Source organism: Roseateles sp. So40a (genome assembly GCF_048081605.1).
In the GTDB taxonomy this organism is placed as follows: domain Bacteria; phylum Pseudomonadota; class Gammaproteobacteria; order Burkholderiales; family Burkholderiaceae_C; genus Roseateles.
This window is the reverse complement of sequence record NZ_CP182288.1, coordinates 4,879,412-4,904,778: the sequence shown is the minus strand read 5'-3', so window position 1 is coordinate 4,904,778 and position 25,367 is coordinate 4,879,412. Positions and strand designations below refer to the sequence as shown.

The 25,367-nt window shown below is 69.2% G+C and carries 23 protein-coding genes and 1 riboswitch; of the genes, 13 read left to right on the top strand and 10 right to left on the bottom strand.

What is annotated here, in order from left to right:
* The first annotated feature begins 19 nt into the window (after positions 1–19).
* The 3 genes from ACNI65_RS22330 to ACNI65_RS22320 all read left to right on the top strand — a co-directional run bounded on the left by ACNI65_RS22330 (position 20) and on the right by ACNI65_RS22320 (position 3,613).
* Positions 20–1,363, top strand: a complete 1,344-nt coding sequence (locus ACNI65_RS22330; RefSeq protein WP_416759477.1) for a M16 family metallopeptidase — start codon at positions 20–22, stop codon at positions 1,361–1,363.
* A complete protein-coding gene (locus ACNI65_RS22325; protein WP_416759476.1) occupies positions 1,360–2,844 on the top strand; it encodes a M16 family metallopeptidase in 1,485 nt (494 codons plus the stop codon). Before ACNI65_RS22330 ends, ACNI65_RS22325 begins: the two co-directional genes overlap by 4 nt.
* Positions 2,824–2,957, top strand: a riboswitch (yybP-ykoY riboswitch). (Overlaps the previous gene by 21 nt.)
* A gap of 77 nt (positions 2,958–3,034) precedes the next feature.
* Positions 3,035–3,613, top strand: a complete 579-nt coding sequence (locus tag ACNI65_RS22320; protein WP_416759475.1) for a TMEM165/GDT1 family protein — start codon at positions 3,035–3,037, stop codon at positions 3,611–3,613.
* Between the two features lie 10 nt (positions 3,614–3,623).
* Here ACNI65_RS22320 and ACNI65_RS22315 read toward each other — a convergent pair whose 3' ends face one another.
* The 3 genes from ACNI65_RS22315 to ACNI65_RS22305 all read right to left on the bottom strand — a co-directional run bounded on the left by ACNI65_RS22315 (position 3,624) and on the right by ACNI65_RS22305 (position 6,392).
* Complete coding sequence (locus tag ACNI65_RS22315) at positions 3,624–3,938, bottom strand: AbrB/MazE/SpoVT family DNA-binding domain-containing protein (protein ID WP_416759474.1); 315 nt, start codon at positions 3,936–3,938, stop codon at positions 3,624–3,626.
* A gap of 137 nt (positions 3,939–4,075) precedes the next feature.
* Positions 4,076–5,569 (bottom strand): glycerol kinase GlpK, encoded by a 1,494-nt coding sequence (glpK, locus tag ACNI65_RS22310; protein ID WP_416759472.1) that lies wholly within the window; start codon positions 5,567–5,569, stop codon positions 4,076–4,078.
* Between the two features lie 58 nt (positions 5,570–5,627).
* The gene (locus ACNI65_RS22305; protein ID WP_416759471.1) at positions 5,628–6,392 is read right to left on the bottom strand and encodes a DeoR/GlpR family DNA-binding transcription regulator; all 765 of its coding nucleotides are present in this window, start codon (positions 6,390–6,392) and stop codon (positions 5,628–5,630) included.
* A 160-nt stretch (positions 6,393–6,552) separates the two neighbouring features.
* Between ACNI65_RS22305 and glpD the strand changes: the two genes are divergently transcribed.
* The 8 genes from glpD (at position 6,553) to ACNI65_RS22265 (ending at position 15,019) form a co-directional block, all read left to right on the top strand.
* Complete coding sequence (gene glpD, locus ACNI65_RS22300; RefSeq protein WP_416759470.1) at positions 6,553–8,196, top strand: glycerol-3-phosphate dehydrogenase; 1,644 nt, start codon at positions 6,553–6,555, stop codon at positions 8,194–8,196.
* 142 nt (positions 8,197–8,338) lie between these two features.
* Positions 8,339–9,409, top strand: a complete 1,071-nt coding sequence (locus tag ACNI65_RS22295) for an ABC transporter ATP-binding protein (RefSeq protein ID WP_416759469.1) — start codon at positions 8,339–8,341, stop codon at positions 9,407–9,409.
* A complete protein-coding gene (locus ACNI65_RS22290; protein ID WP_416759468.1) occupies positions 9,409–10,575 on the top strand; it encodes an ABC transporter ATP-binding protein in 1,167 nt (388 codons plus the stop codon). Before ACNI65_RS22295 ends, ACNI65_RS22290 begins: the two co-directional genes overlap by 1 nt.
* Positions 10,572–11,456, top strand: a complete 885-nt coding sequence (locus ACNI65_RS22285) for a carbohydrate ABC transporter permease (protein ID WP_416759467.1) — start codon at positions 10,572–10,574, stop codon at positions 11,454–11,456. Before ACNI65_RS22290 ends, ACNI65_RS22285 begins: the two co-directional genes overlap by 4 nt.
* Positions 11,449–12,261, top strand: coding sequence for a carbohydrate ABC transporter permease (locus ACNI65_RS22280; protein WP_416759465.1), 813 nt, complete (start codon positions 11,449–11,451; stop codon positions 12,259–12,261). The genes ACNI65_RS22285 and ACNI65_RS22280 overlap by 8 nt, the downstream gene beginning before the upstream one ends.
* Before the next feature lie 27 nt (positions 12,262–12,288).
* Complete coding sequence (locus ACNI65_RS22275) at positions 12,289–12,597, top strand: DUF2160 domain-containing protein (RefSeq protein WP_416759464.1); 309 nt, start codon at positions 12,289–12,291, stop codon at positions 12,595–12,597.
* Between the two features lie 131 nt (positions 12,598–12,728).
* Complete coding sequence (locus ACNI65_RS22270) at positions 12,729–14,441, top strand: ABC transporter substrate-binding protein (RefSeq protein ID WP_416763682.1); 1,713 nt, start codon at positions 12,729–12,731, stop codon at positions 14,439–14,441.
* A gap of 101 nt (positions 14,442–14,542) precedes the next feature.
* Positions 14,543–15,019: a TerB family tellurite resistance protein gene (locus tag ACNI65_RS22265; RefSeq protein WP_416759462.1), complete on the top strand. Its 477-nt coding sequence runs from the start codon at positions 14,543–14,545 to the stop codon at positions 15,017–15,019.
* 36 nt (positions 15,020–15,055) lie between these two features.
* On the opposite strand, the gene ACNI65_RS22260 is transcribed toward ACNI65_RS22265, so the two are convergent.
* Together ACNI65_RS22260 and ACNI65_RS22255 are read right to left on the bottom strand one after the other, a co-directional pair.
* Positions 15,056–17,032, bottom strand: coding sequence for an RDD family protein (locus ACNI65_RS22260; RefSeq protein WP_416759460.1), 1,977 nt, complete (start codon positions 17,030–17,032; stop codon positions 15,056–15,058).
* A 145-nt stretch (positions 17,033–17,177) separates the two neighbouring features.
* Entirely contained in the window at positions 17,178–17,702 is a 525-nt protein-coding gene (locus tag ACNI65_RS22255) for a hypothetical protein (RefSeq protein WP_416759459.1), read from the bottom strand.
* Between the two features lie 63 nt (positions 17,703–17,765).
* On the opposite strand from ACNI65_RS22255, the gene ACNI65_RS22250 reads away from it, so the two are divergent.
* Positions 17,766–18,398, top strand: coding sequence for a hypothetical protein (locus ACNI65_RS22250; protein ID WP_416759458.1), 633 nt, complete (start codon positions 17,766–17,768; stop codon positions 18,396–18,398).
* 25 nt (positions 18,399–18,423) lie between these two features.
* Here the strand turns inward: ACNI65_RS22250 and ACNI65_RS22245 are convergent, their stop codons facing one another.
* The 3 genes from ACNI65_RS22245 to ACNI65_RS22235 all read right to left on the bottom strand — a co-directional run bounded on the left by ACNI65_RS22245 (position 18,424) and on the right by ACNI65_RS22235 (position 22,223).
* Positions 18,424–18,831, bottom strand: coding sequence for a hypothetical protein (locus ACNI65_RS22245; protein WP_416759457.1), 408 nt, complete (start codon positions 18,829–18,831; stop codon positions 18,424–18,426).
* Between the two features lie 45 nt (positions 18,832–18,876).
* Positions 18,877–21,585 carry a serine/threonine-protein kinase gene (locus tag ACNI65_RS22240; protein ID WP_416759455.1) on the bottom strand — a complete coding sequence of 903 codons (2,709 nt, stop codon included), beginning with the start codon at positions 21,583–21,585 and terminating at the stop codon, positions 18,877–18,879.
* 83 nt (positions 21,586–21,668) lie between these two features.
* The gene (locus ACNI65_RS22235) at positions 21,669–22,223 is read right to left on the bottom strand and encodes an ECF-type sigma factor (RefSeq protein WP_416759453.1); all 555 of its coding nucleotides are present in this window, start codon (positions 22,221–22,223) and stop codon (positions 21,669–21,671) included.
* Between the two features lie 305 nt (positions 22,224–22,528).
* On the opposite strand from ACNI65_RS22235, the gene ACNI65_RS22230 reads away from it, so the two are divergent.
* The gene (locus tag ACNI65_RS22230) at positions 22,529–23,116 is read left to right on the top strand and encodes a diguanylate cyclase domain-containing protein (protein WP_416759451.1); all 588 of its coding nucleotides are present in this window, start codon (positions 22,529–22,531) and stop codon (positions 23,114–23,116) included.
* Here ACNI65_RS22230 and ACNI65_RS22225 read toward each other — a convergent pair whose 3' ends face one another.
* Both ACNI65_RS22225 and ACNI65_RS22220 read right to left on the bottom strand, forming a co-directional pair.
* The gene (locus ACNI65_RS22225; protein ID WP_416759449.1) at positions 23,117–23,578 is read right to left on the bottom strand and encodes a GNAT family N-acetyltransferase; all 462 of its coding nucleotides are present in this window, start codon (positions 23,576–23,578) and stop codon (positions 23,117–23,119) included.
* An 86-nt stretch (positions 23,579–23,664) separates the two neighbouring features.
* Positions 23,665–25,362: a phytase gene (locus ACNI65_RS22220; RefSeq protein ID WP_416759447.1), complete on the bottom strand. Its 1,698-nt coding sequence runs from the start codon at positions 25,360–25,362 to the stop codon at positions 23,665–23,667.
* Positions 25,363–25,367 lie beyond the last annotated feature (5 nt).

Sequence of the window (25,367 nt, the reverse complement as noted above, 5' to 3'; positions counted from 1 at the left end):
GGCAGCTAGGATGCCGGCCATGAGCGCGTCCACGCCCGCCCCGACCCTTGAGCCACAGCGTCTGCCCAACGGCCTGCTGTGGCTGGCCCGCCCCGTGCCGGGCACGCAGGCCGCGGTGCGGATCGTCTATCGCTGCGGTGGCCGCGACGATCCGACGGGCCTGAGCGGCCTGTCCCACCTGACGCTGCGCACGCTCGCCGCGGCCAGCCGCAACCTCGAGCCCGGACAGTTCCAGCGCCTCATCGCGAGTGCCGGTGGCCGCAGCCGAGTCGAGATCGATGAGGACTTCGCCGCCCTGCAGACGGTGGTGCCGGCGCACCAGCTCGAACGCGTGTTGTGGGCCGAGGCCGAGCGCATGAGCAATCCGCGCTTCGATGCGACGGCCCTGACCTTCGCGCGACAGCAGCTGCGCCAGGCGGTCCAGGAGCCGCTGCTGCATCCGTATGCGCGGCTGGACCTCGCGGTCCAGCGCCACGGCTACCTCACGCATCCGTATCAGCGCGGCGCGCTGGGCGACCCGGACCAGCTCAAGGACGTGGACGTCGACACCGTCCGTGCTTTCCACGCGGCGCGTTTCGGCTGCGACCGCGCGCTGCTCGTGGTGACGGGCGCCTTCGACGAGGGCGCGCTGGCGCGCTGGGTGCAGCACTACTTCGGGTCGATCCGTACGCCGATGCCGATGATGACGTCGTCAGCGCCCTCGACGCCGGCGTCGACTTCGGCCAACGTATCCACGGCGCCAGCGGACGCCGTGAGCGAGCTGCGCGAGTCGCGCCGCCCGCAGAGCCAGACCTTGAAGCTGTCCCTGGTCCGGGCGCCGCTGCCCGCGGCCGCGCTGGTCTGGCAGGTGCCGCGCGCCGACGACCCGTCGACGCCGACCTGGCTGCTCGCGCATGCGCTGCTGGGATTGGGTCGCTCGGGTCGGCTGATCGACACGCTGGTCGACGAGAAGGCGCTGGCGCATCAGCTCAGCCTGAGCCTGGACCAGCATCGCGACGCTGGCCTGCTGGTCGCGCAGGCGCTGGCCGCGCACGGTCAGACCGCCGCCCCGCTGGCGCAGGCACTGCTGCAGGAAACGCTGCGGCTGGCCGATGAACCGGTGACGGATGAGGAGCTCGACAAGGCCAAGGCGCTGCTGCGGCGCCAGACGCTCGCCGCCGAATGGACGGCCGATCGGCTCGCCACCGCGCTCGGCACGGCCTGGGCGGTGCGCGGCGACGCGGGCGCCCCGGCCAAGGACATGGCCGCCTGGAGCAAGCTCAGCGGCGCGGACGTCCAGCAGTTCTGGCGCAAGCAGATCGTGCAGGCACCGGTGCTCACCTTGCTGGCGGACATCGGCGCCGCGGCGGGAGTGGCCGCATGAACGCCCGCTTGAATCGCCTCTGGAATGGCCACTCGAATGGCCACGCGAATGGCAACTTGGATGGCCACGTGATCGTCGATCACCGACGCCGCGGCCTGATGCTCGGCGCGGCGGTGGCCTCGGGCGCGGCGGCCTGGCCGGCACTGGCACAGGATGGTTTCGACCGCCCGCCGGAGGCGCCGCCCGCGCCGTCGTTCGGGCCGTTGGCCATCGAGCAGGCCAGGCTCGCCAACGGGCTGCGTGTGATCGTGCTGCCGCGTCCTGGCGCGCCGCGCACCGCGATCCGGTTGATCAGCGAGGGCGGATGGCTGCGGGATCCGGCCGGCAAGGAAGGTTTGTCGGAGGTCGCGCTGGCGATGCTCGCGCAAGGCGCCAGACGTGCCGGCGAGGAGATGGAATCGGCCGACATCGCCTATGCCGCCGACCTGCTGGGCCTGCCGCTGCGCCTGGAGCTCACGCCGAGCACGGCCGAGATCGCGCTGGAAGCCGTGCCCGATCAATGCGACGACGCGCTCAACCTCATCGCTGATCTGACGCAGCGGCCGGCGCTGGCCTTCGAGGCGTTGGAGCACATCCGCAGCCGGGCGCTGGATGCGGTGGTCCTTCGTCGAGCCGACGCGCTGCAGCTCGCGCCGTGGGCGGCGCGCCGGCAGTTCTGGGGTCGCGCCGCGCCGGTGTCGACCTCGGGCAGCCTCAAGCGGCTGCGCCGCGAGGACGTGCTCGGGTTCCATCGCCAGTACTGGCGGCCGGAACGCGCGGTGCTGGTGTTCGCCGGTGACCTGACGCTGTCGGCGGCAAGAGCGCTGGCCGAGGACGTGCTCGGTGACTGGCGGGTGGCCAAGGGTCCCGCGGCCCCGCCGACGCCGGCCCTGACGCTGTCGACCACCGCGCCCGCCGCGGTGGTGGCGCAGATCCTGCCGTTGCCGCAAGGGCAGGGCTGCCGGCTGGTGCTGCAGACGCCGGTGCCGCGCGGCACGCCGCCGGCGGTGCGCGAGCTCGCCCGGGTGCTGATGCAACAACGCCTGTCCGCGCGCTGGCCGTGGGCGTGGGATGCCGAACTGGAGTCGCTGGGCGGCGCGTTCAGCTGGCGCCTGGGCACGACCTTGCCGGTGTCGGCGGTGCCGGAGCTGCTGACCGCGTTGCGCGAGCAGCTTCCGCAGATCGCTGCGGAGCTCGTGACGCCGGAGGACCTCGCGATGGCGCAGGCGCTGGCGGTGGGCGAGGGAATGGCGCGGCTGGCCGAGGCGCCGGATGTGGCCGTGGCCCAGGCCGTGTCGAGCGCGGAACTGGATGATCTGGCCGCGTGGCCGCAGCGGGTGCGCGCGGTCAGCGCGCCGGTGCTGCAGTTGCTGATGGCGGCCAGCTGGCGTGACAACCGCACGCATCTGCTGCTGCTGGGCGATGTGGGACCGGTGGAAACCGTGCAGCGCGCCTGGCCGGGATTGGCCGTGGCTACAATGCGCGCTGTCATTGGGGAGTAGCCGCTGCACCCCGCCCGTCGCCCGACGGGCCCATTCAGCAGACCCGCGTCAACAGACTTGAGCCTCGGCTCATGGCGTGAGGTAGCCAGGAACCTGCGGGTTCCCAGCCTGGCGAGACCTTTGACCATGCCCCCGGTATTGCGGCCGGCGGCGGCATGGTCAATGGTTCGTCTCGGCCGCTGAGTCTTTCATGGAAGCCTTCCTCATCTCCACCGGCCTCGTGGCCCTCGCCGAAATCGGCGACAAGACCCAATTGCTGGCCTTCATCCTGGCGGCGCGTTTCCGCAAGCCGGGGCCCATCGTGCTGGGCATCCTGATCGCGACGCTGGTCAATCACGCCTGCGCGGGCGCGGTGGGCAGCTGGATCACGACGCAGGTGTCGCCGCAGATCCTGCGCTGGGTGCTGGGGGTGGGCTTCATCGCGATGGCGGTGTGGACGCTGATCCCCGACAAGATCGAGGAAGAGGAGACGGGCGGCAAGTTCCGCATGGGCGTGCTGGGCACGACGATCGTGGCGTTCTTCCTGGCCGAGATGGGCGACAAGACGCAGATCGCGACGGTGGCGCTGGCGGCGCGGTTCAACGACCTGTGGCCGGTGGTGGCGGGCACGACCTTCGGGATGATGATCGCCAATGTGCCGGCGGTGCTGGTGGGCGACAAGCTCGCCCACAAGCTCCCGGTGCGGCTGGTTCACGGCATCGCCGCGGTGATCTTCGCGGTGCTGGGCATCTTGACGCTGGTCGGTGCCGGGGAATCCTTCGGGTTCTGAAGACCGGGCGTCAGCGGTATCGCGCACGCACCCGAGGGAGCTCGCCGACAGATCGGAGATAACTCTCGACCACAGCCTCGCCGATTCCGTCGTTCATCTCCTTGATGGTCAGCGGGCGCCCCAATGGACTGACAAGCGGGCCGTCGATGGGTGCGGACTTGCGTCTGATATGGAAGAGGAACTCGTCGTCGCTGAGCGACGAGAACTCCACCTGGTCTCCGGGCTCGAGGTGAAACTCCTTGAGCACCGAGTCAGGGATCGTGACGCGGTTGCATTCGTCGATGGTGGCAAATGGACCGATCTCACGGAAGTCGAAATCTGGCATTGGGGGCCTGGTTCTGAAAAGAAGAAGCCCGCAACTCTAGGCACACCGATCTCGTCCCGCACTTCCTCAAATCAGTCATCGATGGGGGATGAGCCCACCCTCCGATGAGGGACCTCCGACGAGGGACGTCAACGACCTCAACGCGCCGACGCCTGCCTCACCGCGCGCTCCCACTGCGCCATCAGCGCCTCGGCGCGATCGCGCGACATCGTCGGGCGGAACACCCGTTCCGCCTGCCAGTTGCGCCCGATGTCCTCGAGGTTGCCGTACACCCCCGCCGTCAGGCCCGCCAGGTACGCCGCGCCCAGCGCCGTCGTCTCGATCACCTTCGGCCGCACCACAGGAATGCCCAGCAGGTCCGCCTGGAACTGCATCAGCAGGTCGTTCACGCATGCCCCACCGTCCACGCGCAGCTCGCTCACCGGCGCGCCCCCCGCGGCCACCGCGTCACGGCTCATCGCCTGCAGCAGCGCCGCGCTCTGGAACGCGATGCTCTCCAGCGCCGCGCGCGCGATGTGCGCCACCGTCGACCCCCGCGTCAGCCCCACGATCGCACCGCGCGCCTCGGCGTCCCAGTACGGCGCGCCCAGCCCCGTGAAGGCCGGCACGAACATCACTCCGCCCGCGTCGGGCACGCTCTCCGCCAGGCCCTGCACCTCGCCGCTGGCCTTGATCGCATTGAGCCCGTCACGCAGCCACTGCACCACCGCGCCGCCGATGAAGACGCTGCCCTCCAGCGCGTACTGCGGCGTCGCGTCGATCTGCGCCGCGCTCGTCGTGATCAGCCCGTTGTCGCTGGTCTGGAAGCGCGGCCCCGTGTGCATCAGCATGAAACAGCCCGTGCCGTAGGTGTTCTTGGCCATGCCCGCCTCGAAGCAGGCCTGGCCGAACAGCGCGCTCTGCTGATCGCCGCCGATGCCGCCGATCGTCAGCGCCGCGCCGAGATGCTCCGGCGCCGCGCGGCCGAACTCGCTCGCCGACGGCTTCACCTCGGGCAGCATCGCCGCCGGGATGCGCAGCAGCGCGAGCAGCTCCTCGTCCCACCGGTTCTCGCGCACGTTGAACAGCATCGTGCGCGACGCGTTGCTCACGTCGGTGACATGCACCTCGCCGTTGGTGAGCTTCCAGATCAGCCAGCTGTCGATCGTGCCGAAGGCGAGCTCGCCGCGCTCGGCCTGATCGCGCGCGCCCGCGACGTGATCGAGGATCCACTGCAGCTTCGTGCCTGAGAAGTACGCATCGACCACCAGCCCGGTCTTGCGCAGGATGGTGGCGCCGTGCCCCTGCTCGCGCAGCTCCGCGCAGCGCGGCTCGGCGCGACGGTCCTGCCACACGATCGCGTGATGGATCGGCCGCCCGGTCCTGCGGTTCCATACCAGCGTCGTCTCGCGCTGGTTCGTGATGCCCACGGCCTTCACGTCGTCGGCCTTCAGCGCGGCCTTGGCCAGCACCTCGCGCGCGACGGCCAGTTGCGTGTCCCAGATCTCGTCGCCGTCATGCTCGACCCAGCCCGGCTGCGGGTAGATCTGGCGGAACTCGCGCTGCGCCATCGCGACGATGCGCCCCTGCGCGTCGAACACGATCGCGCGTGAACTGGAGGTGCCCTGGTCCAGGGCCAGCAGATAGGTCATGGCTTGTCTCGACTTGTCTCGATGGAGTTGTTCTGGAAGGCCGGGCGCCTCGCCCATGCTACGGCGCGACGACGAGTTCCACGCCCGCGTCGGCCATCAGCGCGGGGAAGGGCGCGGGCGGCGCCTCGTCGGTGAACAGCGCGTCGATCTGGGGCAAGCGAGCGACCTCGGCCATCGCCGGCCGGTTGAATTTGGTCGCGTCCGCGGCCACCCACACCTCGCGCGAGTGCTCGACGATGGCCCGCGCCACCATCACCTCGCGGTAATCGAAGTCGCGCAGGCTGCCGTCGGACTCGATGCCCGAGATGCCGATCAGCCCAATGTCCACCTTGAACTGGCGGATGAAGTCCACGGCCGCCTCGCCGACGATGCCGCGGTCGCGATGACGCACCGACCCGCCCACCATCACCAGCTCGCAATCGGGGTTGTCGCTCAGGATCATCGCGACGTTGAGGTTGTTCGTGATCACGCGCAGGCCCTTGTGATGCAGCAGCGCATGGGCGACGGCCTCGGTGGTCGTGCCCAGGTTCAGGATCAGCGAGCAGCCCGCGGGAATGCGCGCCGCGATCGCGCGGGCGATGCGCGCCTTGCCGTCGGCCTGCATGGCCTGGCGCTGGCGGTAGGCGATGTTCTCGGTGGTGGAGGAGGGCACTCGCACGCCGCCGTGGAAGCGCTGCACCAGGCCGGCCTCGGCCAGGCGCTGCACGTCCCGGCGCACCGTCTGCAGCGTCACGCCGAACTGCTCGGCCAGCGCCTCGACGCTGACCGATCCACGCGCGCGCACCTCCTGCAGCAGATCGTTCTGGCGGGGATTGGGATTCATGGCGCGCAGGCTAAAGGAACCAAAACGAACATCTGATCGGGTTAACCCTCGGGTGAAACGCGCGCATTCGCGCTAAAAAGAAAAAAGAAGAACAGAATTGCGAACTTCGCGGTCCCGCCGAGGCGGTGCCGCGCCGATTCGCGCCCAAGGAGACTCGACCTTGAATTCCGTCCCGTCCACCCCTCTCGCCGGCGCCAGCGCCGATGCCACTGCCGACAACGCTGCCGCCGCTGCGCCTCACGGCGACTGCGACGTGCTCGTCGTGGGCGGCGGCATCAATGGGGCCGGCATCGCCCGTGACCTCGCCGGGCGGGGGTGGAAGGTGGTGCTGGCGGAAGCCTCGGACTTCGCGGCCCACACCTCCTCGTCCTCGACCAAGCTGATCCACGGCGGGCTGCGCTACCTGGAGTACTACGAGTTCTCGCTCGTGCGCAAGGCGCTGCAGGAACGCGAGGTGCTGCTGCGCAGCGCGCCGCACATCATGTGGCCGCTGCGCTTCGTGATGCCGCACGACGCGGCCATGCGCCCGGCCTGGATGATCCGCATCGGCCTGTTCCTCTACGACCATCTCGCCCGGCGCGAGGTGCTGCCCGGCTCGGAGGGCGTGGACCTGCGCCGCTCGCCCTATGGCGAGCCGCTGAAGTCGGACTACACGCGCGGCTTCGTCTACTCCGACGGCTGGGTGGACGACGCGCGGCTGGTGGTGCTCAACGCGCTGGACGCGCGTGATCGCGGCGCGGCGCTGCACACGCGCACCACGGTCACCGGCGCGCGCCGCCATGCCGACCACTGGACCGCCACGCTGCGCTGCGCCGACGGCGAGCGCACCCTGCGTGCCCGCGCGCTGGTCAACGCGGCGGGCCCGTGGGCGGAGGGCTTCCTGCGCGAGGTGGCGTCGCCCGCGCGCGGCGAGGCGCTGGCGACCAAGAGCCTGCGGCTGGTCAAGGGCAGCCACATCATCGTGCGCAAGCGCTTCCAGCACGACCACGCCTACATCTTCCAGAACCCCGACAAGCGGATCATCTTCGCGATCCCCTACGAGGACGACTTCACCCTGATCGGCACGACCGACGTGGAGCTGCCCCAGGAATCGCTGGCCGGTTTCGGCAAGGCGCGCATCGACGAGCGCGAGATCGCCTACCTGTGCGAGCAGGCCAGCCGCTACTTCCGCGAGCCGGTGCGGCCCGAGGACGTGGTGTGGACCTACGCCGGCGTGCGGCCGCTGCTGGATGACGCCTCGGGCGATCCGTCGGCGGTCACGCGCGACTACCTGCTGGAGACCCACGCCACGGACGGCGCGCCGCTGCTCAGCGTGTGGGGCGGCAAGATCACCACCTTCCGCAAGCTGGCCGAGGATGCGGCCGATCTCGTCGGCACCCTGCTGGGCGACCGGCGCCGCGCCTGGACCGAACATTCGCACCTGCCCGGCGGCGACCTGCGCGACTGGATCGGCGCGCCGCAACGGCCCGACACCGATTTCCAGCGGCTGCTCGCGACCATCGGCCAGCGCCATCCCTGGTTGCCGCCCTCGCTGGCACGCCGGATGGCGCGGGCCTACGGCGCGCGCATCGGCCGGGTGCTCGGCGGCGCGGAACGGCTCGAGGACCTTGGCCCGGAGATTGCCCCCGGCCTGCACCAGGCGGAACTCGAATACCTGGTGCGCGAGGAATGGGCGCGCGCCGCGGACGACGTGCTGTGGCGTCGCTCCAAGCTGGGACTGCATTACACCGAGGTGCAACGCATGGCGGTGGTCCAGTGGTTCGCCGAGCGCGAACACCTCTGGAGCCGGCCCGCCGCGGCCTGAGCCCCCCGAGAAGAAGAACGACCGAAGTGACCGACAAGAAGGATCGAAGGGACATGCGAGACATCCGAGACATCCGAGCCATGCAAGACATGCAAGGCATGCGACCAGGCCGGCGATGCGACCCCGCGATGGAGCCGACCTCATGGAACTGAGCTTGCGCGGCGTGAGCCACAAGGTCGGCGCGCAGCAGCACCTGTATCCCATGGACCTGCGCCTGGCGCCCAACGCGGTCACCGTGCTGCTGGGCGCGACGCAGGCCGGCAAGACCACGCTGATGCGCCTGATGGCGGGCCTGGACCGGCCCACCGACGGCCAGGTGCTGGTCGACGGCACCGATGTGACCGGCTGGCCCGTGCGCAAGCGCGACGTGGCCATGGTCTATCAGCAGTTCATCAACTACCCGTCGATGACGGTGCGCGACAACATCGCCTCGCCGCTGAAGCTGCGCGGCAAGCTGGACCGCGCCGCGATCCGCGCGCGGGTCGATGAGCTCGCCGCCAAGCTGCACATCGAGATGCACCTGGACAAGCTGCCCGCGCAGCTCTCCGGCGGTCAGCAGCAGCGCGTGGCGCTCGCGCGCGCGCTGGCCAAGCAGGCGCCGCTGATGCTGCTCGACGAGCCGCTGGTGAACCTCGACTACAAGCTGCGCGAGGAACTGCGCGAGGAACTCGGCGCGCTCTTCGCCGCCGGCGAGTCCACCGTCGTCTATGCGACCACCGAGCCGGCCGAGGCGCTGCAACTCGGCGGCTACACCGCGGTCATGGATGCCGGCGAGCTGCTGCAGTACGGGCCCACCGCCGAGGTCTTCCATCGTCCCGCGTCGCTGCGCGTGGCGCGCGCATTCAGCGATCCGCCGATGAACCTCGTCATCGCGCAGGGCGTGGGCGACCGGCTGCAGCTGCGCCCGGGCCTGGAACTCGCGCTGCCGGGGCAGGGCGGCGTCACCGTCGGCGTGCGCGCCAGCGCGCTGCGCGTGTCGGCGCGGCCTGGCGACATCGCGATCCGCGGCGAGGTCGAGCTCGCGGAGATCTCCGGCTCCGACACCTTCGTCCACGCGCGCACCGAGATCGGCGAGCTGGTCGCGCAGCTGACCGGCGTGCACGACTTCGAGCTCGGCGCGCCGCTGACGCTTCATCTCAACGCGGCGCATGTGCACGTCTTCGACGCGGCCGGCCTGCTGACGCGCGCGCCCGAGCGCCTGGGAGCCCGCTGATGGCCCGCATCGACCTGGACCTCGCCCACGCCTATCGGCCCGACCCGAAGGACGACAACGACTACGCGCTGCTGCCGCTGACGATGACCTTCGAGGACGGCGGCGCGTACGCGCTGCTCGGGCCCTCGGGCTGCGGCAAGACGACGATGCTGAATATCGTGTCGGGCCTGCTCAAGCCCTCGCACGGCACGGTGAAGTTCGACGGCCGCGACGTGACCGCGCTCACGCCGCAGCAGCGCAACATCGCGCAGGTGTTCCAGTTCCCCGTCATCTACGACACGATGACGGTGGCCGAGAACCTCGCGTTCCCGCTGCGCAACCGCGGCGTGCCGGCCGACCGCATCAAGGCGCGCGTGGGGAAGATCGCCGAGATGCTGGAGCTCAACGGGCAGTTGAACCAGCGGGCCTCGGGCCTGTCGGCGGACGCCAAGCAGAAGATCTCGCTGGGTCGCGGCCTGGTCCGCGAGGACGTGTCGGCCGTGCTCTTCGACGAGCCGCTGACCGTCATCGACCCGCATCTGAAATGGCAGCTGCGGCGCAAGCTCAAGCAGATCCACAACGAGCTCAAGCTCACGCTGATCTACGTCACGCACGACCAGGTCGAGGCGCTGACCTTCGCCGACCGCATCGTCGTCATGACGCGCGGCCGCGCGGTGCAGGTCGGCACCGCGGGCGAGCTGTTCGAGCGGCCCAGTCACCGTTTCGTGGGCCACTTCATCGGCTCGCCGGGCATGAACTTCCTGCCCGCGGCGCTGGAGGACGGCGGCGGCCTGAGCGTGGCCGGACAGCCGGTGGCCGGGCGGGTCGATCCCGCGTCGGGCGCGGCGCTGTCGCGCGCGGAGCCCTTCATGCTGGGCATCCGGCCGGAGTACGTCGACGTGGACGATGTCGGCGACGGCGTGCCGGCGCTGCCCGGCACGGTGACCGGCGTGGTCAGCCAGGTGCAGGACATCGGCACCTACTGGCTGCTGACCGCGCGCATCGGCCCGTACACGATCAAGGCGCGGCTCCACGCCAACGCGCGACCGCCCGCGGCCGGCGCCACCGTGGCGCTGCGCGTGATGAGCGCCCACACCTGCTTCTATGGCGCTGATGAGCGGCTGATCGCCGCCGCCGCGCCGACGATGGCCGACGCGGCCCTCGGTGCCCCGGAGGGCCGCGCATGAAACCGATCAACCAGAAGGCCTGGTTCCTCGTCCTGCCCGTGTTCATCTGCGTGGCCTTCTCGGCCATCCTGCCGCTGATGACGGTGGTGAACTACTCGGTGCAGGACATCATCTCGCCCGAGCGGCGCGTCTTCGTCGGCGTGGAGTGGTTCGCCGCGGTCATGCGCGACGAGGAACTGCACGGCGCGCTGCTGCGCCAGCTGGGCTTCTCGCTGGCGGTGCTGCTGGTGGAGATCCCGCTGGGCATCTGCCTGGCGCTGTCCATGCCCGCGACGGGCTGGAAGGCGTCGGCGGTGCTGGTCATCGTCGCGCTGTCGCTGCTGATTCCCTGGAACGTCGTCGGCACGATCTGGCAGATCTACGGCCGTGCCGACATCGGGTTGCTGGGCGCCACGCTGCAGGCGCTGGGTGTGGACTACAACTACACCGGCGACGCCACCGATGCGTGGCTCACCGTGCTGGTGATGGACGTGTGGCACTGGACGCCGCTGGTGGCGCTGCTGTGCTTCGCCGGCCTGCGCTCCATCCCCGATGCCTACTACCAGGCCGCGCGCATCGACGGCGCGAGCAAGTTCGCCGTCTTCCGCTACATCCAGCTGCCCAAGATGCGCGGCGTGCTGATGATCGCGGTGCTGCTGCGCTTCATGGACAGCTTCATGATCTACACCGAGCCCTTCGTGCTGACCGGTGGCGGGCCGGGCAACGCGACGACCTTCCTCAGCCAGTACCTGACGCAGAAGGCGGTCGGCCAGTTCGACCTCGGCCCGGCGGCGGCGTTCTCGCTGATCTACTTCCTGATCATCCTGCTGCTGTGCTTCATCCTCTACAACTGGATGCAGGCGCTGGGCACCCAAGACAAGACGGAGAGCGCTCATGGATGAACGCCGTTTCCGCAAGCGCACGATCTTCCTGATCGCGTATCTGCTCTTCGCGCTGTTGCCCATCTACTGGATGGTCAACATGAGCTTCAAGACCAACGACGAGATCCTGTCCAGCTTCAGCCTGTGGCCGAAGCACTTCTCGCTGGCCAGCTACCAGACCATCTTCACCGACCCGTCCTGGTACAGCGGCTACATCAACAGCCTGATCTACGTGGCGATCAACACGGTGATCTCGATCACCGTGGCGCTGCCGGCGGCGTACGCGTTCAGCCGCTACTCGTTCCTCGGCGACAAGCACGTCTTCTTCTGGCTGCTGACCAACCGCATGACGCCGCCGGCGGTGTTCCTGCTGCCGTTCTTCCAGCTCTACACGACGCTGGGCCTGATGGACACGCACATCGCGGTGGCGCTGGCGCACCTGCTGTTCAACGTGCCGCTGGCGGTGTGGATCCTCGAGGGCTTCATGAGCGGCATCCCGCGCGAGATCGACGAGACCGCGTACATCGACGGCTACAGCTTCCCGCGTTTCTTCCTCACGGTGTTCCTGCCGCTGATCAAGGCGGGCGTGGGCGTGGCGGCGTTCTTCTGCTTCATGTTCTCGTGGGTGGAGCTGCTGCTGGCGCGCACGCTCACCAGCGTCAACGCCAAGCCCATCGTCGCGACGATGACGCGCACGGTGAGCGCCTCCGGCATGGACTGGTCCACGCTGGCCGCGGCCGGCACGCTGACCATCGTGCCGGGCGCCATCGTGATCTGGTTCGTCCGGCACTACATCGCGAAGGGTTTCGCGATGGGCCGCGTCTGAGCGTTCAACGGGTTCAAGGAGTCGACGATGTTCGATTGGATGGTGTGGACCACGCCCGTGGCGGTCTTCTTCACCTGCGTGGTGCTGATGCTGATCGGGATGACGGTCTGGGAGATCAAGTCGCCGACGACGCTGCGCAAGGGCTGGCTGCCGATGCGCACGACGCGCGGCGACCGCCTGTTCATCGGCCTCCTGACGGCCGCGTACATCAACCTGGCCTTCGTCGGGCTGGGCGCGAGGATGGCCGAGTGGTTCAAGCTCGAGGCCGAACCCAGCGTGTGGATCAGCTTCGTCGCATCGATGCTGGTGCTGGGCCTGATCCTGCGCAAGGGATGAGGCCGCCGGGCAGGTCATTGAAGCTTCAAGGAATTCGGCTTCCCGTTCCCCCGGAGCCGCGATTCGTCCTCATGCAGGGGGAGATTCGACAGACACAGGAGACAAGCGTGAACAAGAGCAAGTATTCCGCGCTGGCCGTGGCCGCACTGCTGGCGCTGGGAGCGACCGGCGCCTGGGCCGGCGAGGCCGAGGCCAAGAAGTGGATCGACAGTGAATTCCAGCCCTCGACGCTGTCCAAGGACAAGCAGACGGCGGAGATGAAGTGGTTCATCGAGGCGGCCAAGAAGCTCCAGGCCAAGGGGGTGAAGGAGATCTCGGTGGTGTCGGAGACGATCACGACGCACGAGTACGAGTCCAAGGTGCTGGCCAAGGCCTTCACCGAGATCACCGGCATCACGGTCAAGCACGACCTGATCCAGGAGGGTGACGTCGTCGAGAAGCTGCAGACCTCGATGCAGTCGGGCAAGAGCATCTATGACGGCTGGATCTCCGATTCGGACCTGATCGGCACGCACTTCCGCTACGGGAAGATCATGAACCTCACCGACTACATGGGCGGTGCGGGCAAGGAGTGGACCAATCCGGGTCTGGACCTGAAGGACTTCATCGGCACCAGCTTCACGACGGCGCCAGACGGCAAGCTGTATCAGCTGCCGGACCAGCAGTTCGCCAACCTGTACTGGTTCCGGGCCGATCTCTTCGCGCGCAAGGACCTGCAGGACAAGTTCAAGGCCAAGTACGGCTATGACCTGGGCGTGCCGCTGAACTGGAGCGCGTACGAGGACATCGCCGAGTTCTTCTCCAATGACGTGAAGACCATCGACGGCAAGCCGATCTACGGTCACATGGACTACGGCAAGAAGGACCCGTCGCTGGGCTGGCGTTTCACCGACGCGTGGCTGTCGATGGCGGGCGCGGCGGACAAGGGCATCCCCAACGGCATGCCGGTGGACGAGTGGGGCATCCGCGTGGCCGACGACAAGTGCACGCCGGTGGGCGCGTCGGTGGCGCGCGGCGGCGCGACGAACTCGCCGGCGGCGGTCTACGCGCTGACGAAGTACGTCGACTGGATGAAGAAGTACGCGCCCAAGGAGGCGACCGGGATGACGTTCGGCGAGGCCGGTCCGGTGCCCGCGCAGGGGCAGATCGCGCAGCAGATCTTCTGGTACACGGCGTTCACGGCGGACATGACCAAGCCGGGCCTGCCGGTGGTGAATGCCGACGGCACGCCGAAGTGGCGGATGGCGCCGGGACCGAATGGTCCGTACTGGAAGGCGGGCATGCAGAACGGCTACCAGGACGTGGGCAGCTGGACCTTCTTCAGCGGGCATGACGCGAACCGGACGGCGGCGGCGTGGCTGTACGCGCAGTTCGTGACGGCCAAGACGGTGAGCCTGAAGAAGAGCATCCAGGGGCTGACCTTCATCCGCGACAGCGACATCCGCAGCGAGTACTTCACCAAGAACGCCAACAAGTACGGCGGGCTGGTCGAGTTCTACCGGTCGCCGGCGCGGGTGGCGTGGACGCCCACGGGCACGAACGTGCCGGACTATCCGAAGCTGGCGCAGCTGTGGTGGAAGAACGTGGCGCAGGCGGTGACGGGCGAGAAGACGCCGCAGGCCGCGATGGACACGCTGGCGGACGAGATGGACGCGGTGATGGCGCGTCTGGAGCGTGCGGGGATGGCCAAGTGCGCGCCCAAGCTCAACAAGAAGGAAGACCCGAAGAAGTGGCTGAGCGACAAGGGCGCGCCGTGGGCCAAGCTGGCCAACGAGAAGCCCAAGGGCGAGACTATCGCATACGAGAAGCTGCTGGGCGCATGGAAGGAAGGCAAGGTGCGTTGAGCTTGAACTCCCTCTCCCGCTTGCGGGAGAGGGCCGGGGTGAGGGCCAGCGGCTTAAGCAGGACATAAGCCCCGGGCCCTGCCGCATGCCACCATGCGGGCATGTTCAAGTCGCTGATGGACCTTTTCGACACGCTGGCGCCGGACGACGCGTTCGGGCGCTCGCGGGGCGGCACGCCGTCACTGCCCTTGTCGGCGGCGGTGCTGCTGGTCGAGGTGATGCGCGCGGACACGGATTTCTCCGACCTCGAGCGCGGCGCGGTGCGTCGCGCGCTGACCGCGCTCTTCGCCTTGTCCGACGACGAAGCCGACGCGCTCACCGCGCAGGCGGAGTGCACTGCCCGCACGGCCTCGGACCTGTTCGCCTTCACCTCCCCGATCGACGAGCGCTGGGCGATGCCCGAGAAGCTGCGCCTGGTCGAGCTGATGTGGAGCGTGGCCTACGCCGACGGCAAGCTCGGCGACATCGAGCGCCACACGATGTGGCGCATCGCCGATCTGCTGCACATCCCGCAGGGCGCGTATGTGCACACGCGGCTGCGCGCGAAGGCGGCGGCCGGCCTAGGCGACGAGGACTGAGGCGCCTCCCGCCGACCCTGACCCCGCCCTGTGTCTTCAGCGCGGGTTCTGGAACACCACCCGTTCCGCCAGCTCGCGCGGACGGATCGCCACGGTGCGCTGGATCTGGTCCAGCACCTGACCGGCGCGCTCGCAGCTGATCGGCGCGTTGCCGGCCTTGCCGTCGGTCCACATCTTCGAGAACGCACCCACGGTGACCGCGCCCACGGTGCGTGTCACGACCTCGAGTTCCAGCGCAGTCGGTTCCGGCGCGCGCGTGCGCGACGGCGGCGGCTCGTCGGCGGCGTCGATCAGCCATTGCGCTTCCCACGCCATGGCTTCCTCGGGCAGCAGGCGACGCGGCACCGGCGACCCCGACAGCCACGACTGGCAGGTGTCCGTGCCCAGCGCCTGCGCGGCGGTCAACTGGCCGCGCAGCACCTGCAGGTAACGGCGGCGCAGATGCGCGGAGCCGCTCAACAGCATGTCGCGCACATACGGCGACAGCACGCTCTGCGCGGCGATCTGCGCGCCGGCGGCGGCGTGCTCGGAGTCGCCCAGCGCCATGTGCGCGGCGCGCATGCGGCCCGCGGCTTCCTCGATCAGGCCGGGGAAGCGCTGGTCCAGCTTGAACCAGGCGTCACTCGCGCGCAGCGAGTTCACATATTCGCTCTGCGGTGCGTACTGGCCGGGCTTGTCGCCTTCAGGCAGCGCGACGTCCAGCGTGCGCGGCGCTGGCTGGATCAGCGAGTGCCGTACCAGGTCCTCGGGCGACGGGTACCACATGCGGCGGGCCGGCGTGCTGAGCGTCTTCTCGATGAAGTCCTCGGGCAGCTGCATGCGGCGGTAGGTCCGGGCGAGCTCCTGATTGGCGATCTCGTCGAAGGCCGGGTTCATCGTGCCGCTGCTGGCGCGATGGAAACCGAGCTGCGCGCCCGGCATCAGCTGGCGCTTGCTGCCGGCCAGGAACACCAGCGTGCAGGCGCTTTCGCAGTTGCCGACCGCGCGCATGCCGACGCCGCGCTTGCGGATCAGCTCGACCATGCGTTCGGCCTCGGTGACGCGGCCACCGGGCGAGGCGACTTCCATCAGCTTCACGGCCGGAGACGATTCCAGCAGCGTTCCGAGGCGGCGCGCATCGCCGGCACCGATGGGGCCGTTGAACTGCAGCGTGCGGCCGTCGGCGCTGACGCTGAGCTTGACGTTGCCGATCGGGTCGATGCCGCGGGCGAGCTTCCACAGCTCGGGGAACTCGCTGAAGACGCCCAGGAAGAGCGAGAACGCGATCTGCAGGAACGAGAGCAGCAGCGACAGGCGAGCGAGGCCCGAGATCAGATGGGAACCGCCGGCCTCGACGTAGCCGCGCACGGCGCGCCAGGTGCCGACGGCGCTCCAGATTTCCACGAGGATCAGCAGCGGCCAGGCGATCAGCAGGGCGATCGCGACGCCTTGCAGGCCGTCGCTCTTCGTGGCGAGCCAGGCGACGAGGCCTTGCACGCCGGCGGCGACGGGCCAGGTCAGCAGGACGTGGTTGATCCAGAAGCTTTGCGCGAGGCTCTGCTCGCCGCGCCAGTGGCTGGCGATGTAGCCGATCAGCAGGCCTTCGCCATTGGCGGGGGCCGGGCGGCTGCGCTCGACGGCGGTGCGCGAGAGGCGGTCATGCCAGGCGCGGCCTTCGGCATCGAGGCGGGCCCACCAGAAGCCGGCGAAGAGCGGGACGGCCGAGATGAAGTAGCCGAGCCAGCGCAGCAGCGACTGGACGGGTGACGGGCGTTTACCGCTCTGGGCGTCGACGACCTTGATGCCGGCGACGAGCTTGCCGGGGGTGGCGCCTTGCCAGGACCAGAACACGACGCACACGACGAGCGGCAGCAGCCAGTTGATGGCGAGCGTGGCGGGGCGCAGGTCGTCCCATTTGGACACGGGGCTGCCGTAGACGGCCCACATCAGCAAGGCACTCGCGGCGATCATCAGCACGCCGTCGATGGCCATGGCCATGGCGCGGGGCGCCAGGCCGACGGATTGATTCGACATCCTCTTCTCTCCCTCTCGGGCGGGGAGTGTAAGGAGCGTGTACGTCAATGCATCGCGATGTGAAGTGCAGGTTGCTGACCTGTATTGAATCCGTCACAGCACAGCGGGTGGGGATCCCCCTTTGGGAGGAGCCCTGGATGCGCGATCAGTCGTCCCACAGGAATCGCCGATCCGGGTAGACCACGCTCTGCGAGGTCCGGACCACGATGCCCTTCTTGAAGTGGACGTTGAATCGCAGCAGGTAGCCGTTCATCTCGGGCTCGATGTTCCAGTCCCAGACGTCCTCGCCGCTGAGCTTGAAGAAGACCCGCGTGCGCTCGCGCCCGAGGATCCGATTGACCTGCTCCGTCGTCAGCCCCGGCACGATCCGCGCGCGGCTCGCCGCGGACAGACCGTCCACCGTGCCCACGTAGCGGTCCTGCGCATCGAGCCGCACCATGTAGCAGGTGCGCCCGAAGGGCTGCGTCGCGTACTCCAGCGTGCGGCCGCCGTCGGCCTCGGGCCACTCGCGCGTGGGCGCGCCGTAGTACTGCTGCACCTCGGCGCCCGAGGTCACGCCGGGCTTCATCCGCTCGTCCTTGAGCGGCGTGGCGCAGCCCGCCAGTCCCACCGTCGTCACCACCGCCACGATCGCCGTCATCGCCGGACCCAGGGTCGTCCACTCGCGCATCGTTGTCTCCAGCCAGTCGGAACGGCCATTGTGCGGCGAGCCCGCCAGCGCACAATCCGCCCCATGCCGAGACCGCACAACCGACAGGTACTTCCGATCGCCGCTCTCGCGGCCTGCGCCGCCATCGCGTCGTTGGCCGCGGTCAGCCCAAGCGCGATGGCGCAATCGGCGACGGCCCCATCGGCGGTGGCCTCAGCGCCTGCGCCCACGGGCGCGCCCTGCGTGCTGATCTTCGGCCAGGGCCGCAACTTCGACCCGGAGCAGCCCGCGGCCAACCGCCGCTGGGACGAGATCAACGGCGCCTTCAACCTGGCCGCGCGCGAGCCGCTCGTGGCCGCGGGGCTGCCGGTGGTGAACGTGGTGTTGCCGGTGTCGGCGACGGACCTGCCGCGCAACCTGCAGGGGCTGCTCGCGGAGGTGCAACGACGCGGATGCACGCGGGTGCTGGAAACGGCGGTGTTCGCCGATACCGCGCAGGGCCTGCTGGTGGCGCGGCTGCGGGTGTATCCGGTGCTGGGGCTGCTCGGGCCGCAGATGACCGGGAATCAGCCGCGCATCGGCGCGATCGCCTACACGCAGCAGAAGGAATTCGCGCTCGACGCGCGTGTGATGGATCGGGTCAACCCGTCCCGGCTGGGACGGGGGATGGCGGAGGAGGCGTTGGGGGCGCTCGCTCCGCCGACCGCGCGCCCGTGAAGGTTAGCGGCCTGGGCGCCTCGCCTCAGTTCTCGCAGCTCGGCGGTTGCGTGGCGTCGTTGGTGACCTGCGGATCGGTGCTCGGGTAGAGGTTCTCCACGATGCCCGCGTTCGAGAAGAGCAGCACGACGCCCTTGGTGATGGTCTGCGTCAACGGCATCGAGAAGCTGATGGTGTTCTCGTCGTCCGCCGGAGCGAAGTTGCTCGCGTTCATGCCGGCGGGCGAGCCGATCGTCTTGAACGTCGCGCCGATGAGCATCAGCTGCGTCGTGTCAGCCTGGGCAAAGATGCACTCGTTGGAGCCGCTCCAGATGCTGATGTCGGACGTCGGGTACTCGTCGGTACCGTCCTGGTTCTTGAAGTACCTGCAGGCGGCGAAGTTGCCGTCCTCGCTGATCTGCGCTTCGACGTAGATGGTGGTCGGGATTCCCATGATGTTCCTCTCCTTGACTTGACTGTGGACTGATTGGAAGTCGGGTCAGGAAGGAACATCCGCGCCTCGATCGCGCCGCAGCCACTTGGCCGCGCGCTGGACATCTTCTCTTTCTCCCTGCCCCAGGCAGGATTGGGCCTCAACCCAGCCCTCGGTGATCTGCTGATGAACCCCGATCGCGGGCGCCATCTTCACCAGGATGTCACGGATCTCCTCGCACAACGCGGTGCGCTGCGGCAGCCGCGATGCGGGGATCAGGGTCAGGGTTTGCCGACGCAGCTCGACGTAGGCGGTCACGTAGCCGAGGTCTGAGGTCCGGCCCTCGCGAGCCGCGGTCTGCTTGTCGCGCATCTCCTGCAGCAGGGCCAAGGCCTCGTCATATCGCTTGAGTTCCGCCAGCGCGCGGGCTCGCATCCAGGCCAGTCGAGCCCAGTTGTCGACCTTGGGGCTGTTCTTCGCCGTCGACAGGAACTGGTCGACCCGCTGCGCCAGCTCGCGGCCCTCGGCGATCAACTGCTCCGGCGGCATGCCGAGGCGGGAACGGATATCCAGGTCCAGGAGTTCATGCACCATCAGGTTGAAGTGCCATTGATTGTTGGCGGGATCGGAGGCCTGGAGAGTGCGCAGCATGTCCACGGAAACGCGTGACTCCCGCGCGGCTTCCGAGACCTTTCCTTGGCGCAACAAGGCGTCGGCCTGCCAGCGATGCATTACCGCCTCCCGATACGCCCACTTGTTGTCGGACGGCGCGTCGCGGCGCACGGCCGCAATCATCTGCGCGCCGTCGGTGAACATGCGCGCCGCCGCGACATCCAGGCCTTGGCCGAGGTACGTCGACCCCAGCCAGCTCAGGCTGTCGGCCAGATCCATGCGCGCGTTGACGTCCGCCTTGGGGTCGCTGGCGATGTTCTCGCGCTTGAGCTCGATCGAGCGCTCGAAGTAGCCCGCCGCGCCCGGCAGGTCGATGCCCAGCAGCCGCGCGGTGCCCAGGTTGTTGTACGCGTAGGCCAGCTCGAGTCGCGCCTCACGGTTCTGGGGCTCGGCGTCGACCCAGGCCTGCTCGCTGTCGCGATAGGCGAGCCAGGCCACCGTCGCCTGATCCATCTGACGCAGGTTGTAATGCGCATGCCCGACCCAGAACGCAGCCGCGCCTTGTGTCTTGAGCCATTCCCCCGTCAACGCCGGATCGGGCGGTGGTCCCGCCACCAGCTTGCGCGCCGCTTCCAGCGGCGCCAGCGCATCGGCCACGTCGCGCTTGAAGACGCGCACCTCGCCGATGACGATCAGCGCCTTGGCGCGCTTGATCCGCTCCGCGGGTGTGGCGCGCTCTTCCTCGGCCAGGTAGCTCAGGGCCTTGCTGCCCACGCTGTCGAGCAACTCCAGCCGCCCGATGGGCCGCAGCTTGTCAGCGAACTCGCCCAGCATGTAGCCCAGCAGGTCGTCCGCGCGCTGGCGACGCTGTTCCGCCTGCTGCTCCGCCCGTTCCGCCCGATGCGCCTGCAGCACGCTGACCCCCGTCAGCCCGACCAGCGCCAGCACCGCCGCGCTGCTGGCCGCCACGCTCCAACGGTGCCGCCGCACGAAGCGGCTCAGCACATACAAGCGCGTGTCCGGCCGTGCCGTGATCGGCTCATGCGCCAGCCAATGCCGCAGGTCCACCGCCATCGACTCGGCATTCGCATACCGCTCCGACGGCTTCTTCTTCAGCGCCTTGGCCACGATCGTGTCCAGGTCGCCTCTCAGCAACTTCGCCTGCCTCGCGATCACCGGATCCAGCTGATCCTTGGCCACGTCCGACAGCCGCTTCGGCACCAGCTCCACCACCGCGCGCAAGCGATCCAGATGCGTCTGCGTGTCGTCCGCCGTCGGATGCCGGCCGCCCAGCAGCTGGAACAGCAGCACGCCCAGCGCATACACGTCCGTGGCCGTCGTCACGTCGGCCTGCTGCACCTGCTCCGGCGCCGCGTACTGCGGCGTGAACGCGCTGCCCGCGCGCTGCGTCAGCTCCGTCGCCACGCCCGCGTGCGTCGCGTCGTCCAGCAGCTTGGCGATGCCGAAGTCCAGCAGCTTCACCTGCCCGTCATGCGTCACCAGGATGTTGCTGGGCTTCAGGTCCCGATGCAGGATCAGCCGCGAATGCGCGTGCGCCACCGCCGCCAGCACGTCCAGGAACAGCGCGATCCGCGCCTCCACGTCCAGCGCGTTGATCTGGCAGTACCGGTCGATCGGCAAGCCGTCGACGTACTCCAGCACCAGATAGGGCTGATGCCCGTTGTGCACGCCCGCGTCCAGCAGCCGCGCGATGTGCGGATGCGAGAGCCGCGCCAGGATCTGCCCCTCGCGCTCGAAGCGGCCGCTGTCTCCCTTGCCGAACAGCCCGGACTTCAGGAACTTGACCGCCACCGACCCCTCGAAGCGGCCGTCGGCGCGATGCGCCAGCCACACCGCGCCCATGCCGCCCTGACCGAGCTCGCGCTCAAGTTCGTACGGACCGAGCGACTCGCCCTGGAGATCGAACATCGGCGAGGCCGCCGGCACCGGCCCCTGCAACGCCACCGCCGCGGGCTGCTCGAGGAACTTGTCCTCGTCCAGCGCCGCGTCGCGCGCGAGCAGCGCTTCCAGGTGCTCGGCCATGGCCTGGTCGTCGGCACGGATCTCCGCGAGGCGGCGTGCGCGATCGGGGACCGCCAGGTCCAGCAGCTCGTCGAGCAGCGGGCTCAGCGCGATCCAGCGCTGTTTGTCGAGTGCGTCCATCGTGGGGCGGCTTCTGCGTCTTGTGCGTCCAGGCGTCTTGGGGCGGCCTCGAGGACGCGCCACGCGCGGGCGCACCCGCGGGGTCAGTCCTTGAGGCTCATCGAAAGCAGGATTCTCGCCTTCTGCCAGTCCCGTTGGACAGTGCGCTCGGTGACGCCGAGGGCTTCCGCGATTTCCTGCTCAAGCAGCCCGCCGAAGTAGCGCATCTCCACGACCTGCGCCAGCCGGGCATCGATCACGGCCAGCTCCTGCAGCGCCTCGTGCACGCGCAGGATCTGCTCGTCCGACTGCGGCGTGCCTTCCACCACCGCGGTGTTGAGGGTCAGGTCTGGCGTGTCGCCGCCGCGGCGCTCGGCCTGGCGCGCGCGCACCAGGTCGATGACGACGTGACGCATCGTGCGCGCCGCGTAGGCCAGGAAATGGCGGCGGTCCGGGAAGTTCTGGCCCTGCGCGCCGGCCAGGCGCAGCCAGGCCTCGTGCACGAGGGCGGTGGTGTCGAGCAGCGTCAGCTCACCCGCTTGCCGGATGCGTTGGCGGGCCAGGCGCTGAAGGTCGCCATACAGCTGCGCCACCACCTGATCGGCGGCCGCGCGGTCTCCCTGACCCGCGTCGTGCAGCAATTGGGTGATGTCCTTCATGGCTCGGACTCTAGCGGCGTCGTATGACCTTGTTACAGGGGACGGGGCGAGCGATGACCCGTACGACGTCGTCCGGACGTCAATCCAAGGGTTTGCACCTAGAAGATTTTTGTTAGCGGATGTCGGGAGCCACGTCGGGAATCCGTTTTAGATAGATGAGGACACGGCTGGTCAATGTGGCAAGGGAGGCCGGCATGGATCGGGCTGCTTCAGCAAGTCGTGTCCTCACCCCATCATTCGCACCCTCGCGGGCGGCCCAAGGCGGCGCGCGGGCGTGAGCACGTCCCAGTCAGGAGCAGTCGCGCATGAGCCCATCCACCGCCACCGTTGCGACTGCCGCCGTGGAGGAGATGCGCGCCGAGCGCGGCAAGCCGCCGCGCCAGACGCCAGCCCTGTGGGTGCCTCGCGTGGACTCGCTGGCCGAGTTCGGCCTGATGATCTCGCGCCAGCTCACGCAATGCCGCCGCTATGGCGGTCATCTGTCGGTGCTGTGGATCGAGGCCGACCTGGAAGCCAGCGCCGTCCGCGCCGATGCCACCGCGTTCGCCGACCACGACACCTCCCCCGATGCCACCGCGCTGTCCGCGGCGGAGACCCGGTCGGAGCTGATGCTCGCGCTGGCCCGCCGGCTGCGCAGCCGCGTGCGCGGGACCGACATGGTCCTGCAGGTCGGCGAGACCAGCTTCGCGGTGCTGCTGCTGGACGCGGGCCATCCGGAGGCGCTGCTGGTCCAGCACCGCCTGTCGGTGGCGCTGAACGGACCCTACGGGGTGGCGTCGCGCATGCTGCACGCGCGCCTGCAGATGGGCGTGGCCGCGTTTCCGGAAGGCGGCGTGCGTGGCGCCGATCTCGCCGAGAGCGCCCGGCAGGACCTGCGTCGACGCGTGGGTTGATCAGAAGTCCTGACCGTAGATCAGGAATCCCTTGTGTTCCGCGACGCGGTCGTAGAGGGCCCGGCCCGCGGCATTGGTCGTGTGGGTCTGCCAATAGAGGCGATGCCCGCCGCGCGCCTGCACGGCGGCGGTGACCGCGGCGATCAGCGCGCGTCCGACGCCGCGGCCCCGCACGTCCGGCGCGGTGAAGAGGTCCTGCAGGTAGCAGGTGTCCTCGATGCGTGTCGTGCTGCGGTGGAAGAGGTAATGCGTCAGGCCGACCAGTCGTCCGTCGAGTTCCGCGACGAAGGCGTGCACCGGTTCGCGCTCATCGAAGAACCGTGACCAGGTCGAGGCGGTGACCGCCTCGGGCAGGGCGGTCTCGCCCTCGCGTCCGTAGAACGCGTTGTAGCCGTCCCAGAGCGGGCGCCAGGCGGCGAGGTCGGACGGGGCGATGGGGCGGACGAGGATCTCAGCAGACATTCGGTGGTTGAGCCTTGAAGGTCAAAAGCTCAACATCTTTAGCTTTTTGCCGCAAATGCTCAAGATGTTGATCACGCCCGGTACGCTCAGGGCCGCTCCATCACCCGCACCACCTCGCTCCACGGCACGAGCTTGAAGTTCTGGCGGCCCATGGGCCAGCGCTTGTGGCCGTCCTGCACCACGAGCAGTCCCTCGCCGTACTCGCCGCCCAGCGACGCCGACGTCACGTCCAGCCCGTCCGTCTCCGATGCCGCGTCGATGCCGCGCGCCGCATTCAGCCCGACCCGGAATCGACCCTTCACCGCATGCGGCGCATCGGCGTCCAGCACGACGTAGCTGTCATTGCCCTGCGCGGACACCACCAGCCACGCGCCGCGCGGCCCGCGATGCACCGCCATGCCCTCGACGTCCGCGTGCAGCAGCTCGCCCACCGGCAGGATCAGCGTCGACTCGCCGAGCCGGCCCTCCGCGTCCAGCGCCACGCGCCACAGGCCGCGCTTCTCCTCGCCGACAAAGAGCTGCTTGCCGGCTTCGTCCGCGACACAGCCCTCGGGCTGAGAGTCCAGCTTCATCGACGCGACCGTCTGGCCGATCCACGCGCCACCGCGGCGCGACACGCGCAACTGCACGAGCCGCCCATCCTTGTCATTGACGAACACATCCAGCCCGCCCGTCGGCGCGCGCGCGCTGCAGATGCCGTAGACCTCGTCCAGCCCGGTGGGGAGCTCCGCGAGCGTCGACACGCGGCCCTGACCGTCGATGCCGAACAGCACCACGCTGCGGCGATCGCGCTGCGTCGCCACGGCCAGATCCCAGGCGCGGCCTGCGCTGTCCACGCGTACACGCTGGCGCAGGTCCACGTTGTTCACGCGTCCCACCGGCAGGAACTGCGTCTCGCGTCCCTGCAGGTCATACACCGCCAGCCCGCGCTTCTTGTCGGTGCCCAGGATGCGGCTGCGCGCCGGCTGCGTAGGGTGGACCCAGATCGCCGGATCGTCCGCCGCGTCTCCGCCGCCATGCACCGGCTCGGTCTGGGCCGACGGTGTCGCCACCGGAATCACCGCCGGCGACTTCGCCGCGCTGGCGGACAGCCACAGGGCCATGTCCTGCGGCGCCAGGCCCGGCGCGACCAGCGCGCGACTCGCGCGTTCGGGATCAGCGTTGAAGGCCCACAGCCCCACGCCGGACTCCGCGACGTAGAGCGTGGCCTCGTCGTCACGCACGACGCAGCCCTTGGCGTCGGGCACCGTCGCGAGTTGACGCAACACCTGACCCGGCCGCTCCACAGGGGAAGAGACCTTGGCTCCCGCTCCGGCCTTCGACGCCACCACGCCCGACGCCCCCTCCAGCAGCCATTGCTCGGCCAGGCCGTCGCTGCCCAGCAGGAAGACCTGCAGGGTCTGCTGGCGCGGCTCCAGGTGCAGGCACAGCGCCTCCACGTCGAATGCCGGGCCGGTCCACCGCGCGCGCTCGCGCAGCTGCTGGCCGCGGACCTCGATCAGGCGCAGCGCGCCGCTGTCGGCGTCCTGCAGCAACGCCACCGCGCGGCCATCGGCCAGCACCCGGCGATCCCAGCGCTTGGCGCGCACGGCGAAGTCGTCCAGCGGCCTGCCGGCGCCGTCGAGCAGCCGCAAGCCGCTCTTGCCGAGCTCGAGGACGGTGGCAGGTGACGCGGCGTCCTCCGCCGCCCGCGCCGGGCCGCCCAGGCCGAGCGCCAGCATCACGGCCACGCAGAGCGCGGCCGTCTTCATCGTCATCGTCATCGTCTGCATCGTCTTGCGCATCGCGT

What these genes read in the sequence shown, in the direction of transcription:
- ACNI65_RS22320 (WP_416759475.1), top strand. Translation starts at nt 3,035, where the DNA reads ATGGAAGCCTTCCTCATCTCCACCGGCCTCGTGGCCCTCGCCGAAATC.
- ACNI65_RS22265 (WP_416759462.1), top strand. Translation starts at nt 14,543, where the DNA reads ATGTTCAAGTCGCTGATGGACCTTTTCGACACGCTGGCGCCGGACGAC.
- ACNI65_RS22325 (WP_416759476.1), top strand. Translation starts at nt 1,360, where the DNA reads ATGAACGCCCGCTTGAATCGCCTCTGGAATGGCCACTCGAATGGCCAC.
- ACNI65_RS22305 (WP_416759471.1), bottom strand. Translation starts at nt 6,392, where the DNA reads ATGAATCCCAATCCCCGCCAGAACGATCTGCTGCAGGAGGTGCGCGCG.
- ACNI65_RS22285 (WP_416759467.1), top strand. Translation starts at nt 10,572, where the DNA reads ATGAAACCGATCAACCAGAAGGCCTGGTTCCTCGTCCTGCCCGTGTTC.
- ACNI65_RS22245 (WP_416759457.1), bottom strand. Translation starts at nt 18,831, where the DNA reads ATGGGAATCCCGACCACCATCTACGTCGAAGCGCAGATCAGCGAGGAC.
- ACNI65_RS22280 (WP_416759465.1), top strand. Translation starts at nt 11,449, where the DNA reads ATGGATGAACGCCGTTTCCGCAAGCGCACGATCTTCCTGATCGCGTAT.
- ACNI65_RS22240 (WP_416759455.1), bottom strand. Translation starts at nt 21,585, where the DNA reads ATGGACGCACTCGACAAACAGCGCTGGATCGCGCTGAGCCCGCTGCTC.
- ACNI65_RS22250 (WP_416759458.1), top strand. Translation starts at nt 17,766, where the DNA reads ATGCCGAGACCGCACAACCGACAGGTACTTCCGATCGCCGCTCTCGCG.
- glpK (WP_416759472.1), bottom strand. Translation starts at nt 5,569, where the DNA reads ATGACCTATCTGCTGGCCCTGGACCAGGGCACCTCCAGTTCACGCGCG.
- ACNI65_RS22275 (WP_416759464.1), top strand. Translation starts at nt 12,289, where the DNA reads ATGTTCGATTGGATGGTGTGGACCACGCCCGTGGCGGTCTTCTTCACC.
- ACNI65_RS22290 (WP_416759468.1), top strand. Translation starts at nt 9,409, where the DNA reads ATGGCCCGCATCGACCTGGACCTCGCCCACGCCTATCGGCCCGACCCG.
- ACNI65_RS22235 (WP_416759453.1), bottom strand. Translation starts at nt 22,223, where the DNA reads ATGAAGGACATCACCCAATTGCTGCACGACGCGGGTCAGGGAGACCGC.
- ACNI65_RS22295 (WP_416759469.1), top strand. Translation starts at nt 8,339, where the DNA reads ATGGAACTGAGCTTGCGCGGCGTGAGCCACAAGGTCGGCGCGCAGCAG.
- ACNI65_RS22315 (WP_416759474.1), bottom strand. Translation starts at nt 3,938, where the DNA reads ATGCCAGATTTCGACTTCCGTGAGATCGGTCCATTTGCCACCATCGAC.
- ACNI65_RS22255 (WP_416759459.1), bottom strand. Translation starts at nt 17,702, where the DNA reads ATGCGCGAGTGGACGACCCTGGGTCCGGCGATGACGGCGATCGTGGCG.
- ACNI65_RS22220 (WP_416759447.1), bottom strand. Translation starts at nt 25,362, where the DNA reads ATGCGCAAGACGATGCAGACGATGACGATGACGATGAAGACGGCCGCG.
- ACNI65_RS22230 (WP_416759451.1), top strand. Translation starts at nt 22,529, where the DNA reads ATGAGCCCATCCACCGCCACCGTTGCGACTGCCGCCGTGGAGGAGATG.
- ACNI65_RS22330 (WP_416759477.1), top strand. Translation starts at nt 20, where the DNA reads ATGAGCGCGTCCACGCCCGCCCCGACCCTTGAGCCACAGCGTCTGCCC.
- ACNI65_RS22260 (WP_416759460.1), bottom strand. Translation starts at nt 17,032, where the DNA reads ATGTCGAATCAATCCGTCGGCCTGGCGCCCCGCGCCATGGCCATGGCC.
- ACNI65_RS22225 (WP_416759449.1), bottom strand. Translation starts at nt 23,578, where the DNA reads ATGTCTGCTGAGATCCTCGTCCGCCCCATCGCCCCGTCCGACCTCGCC.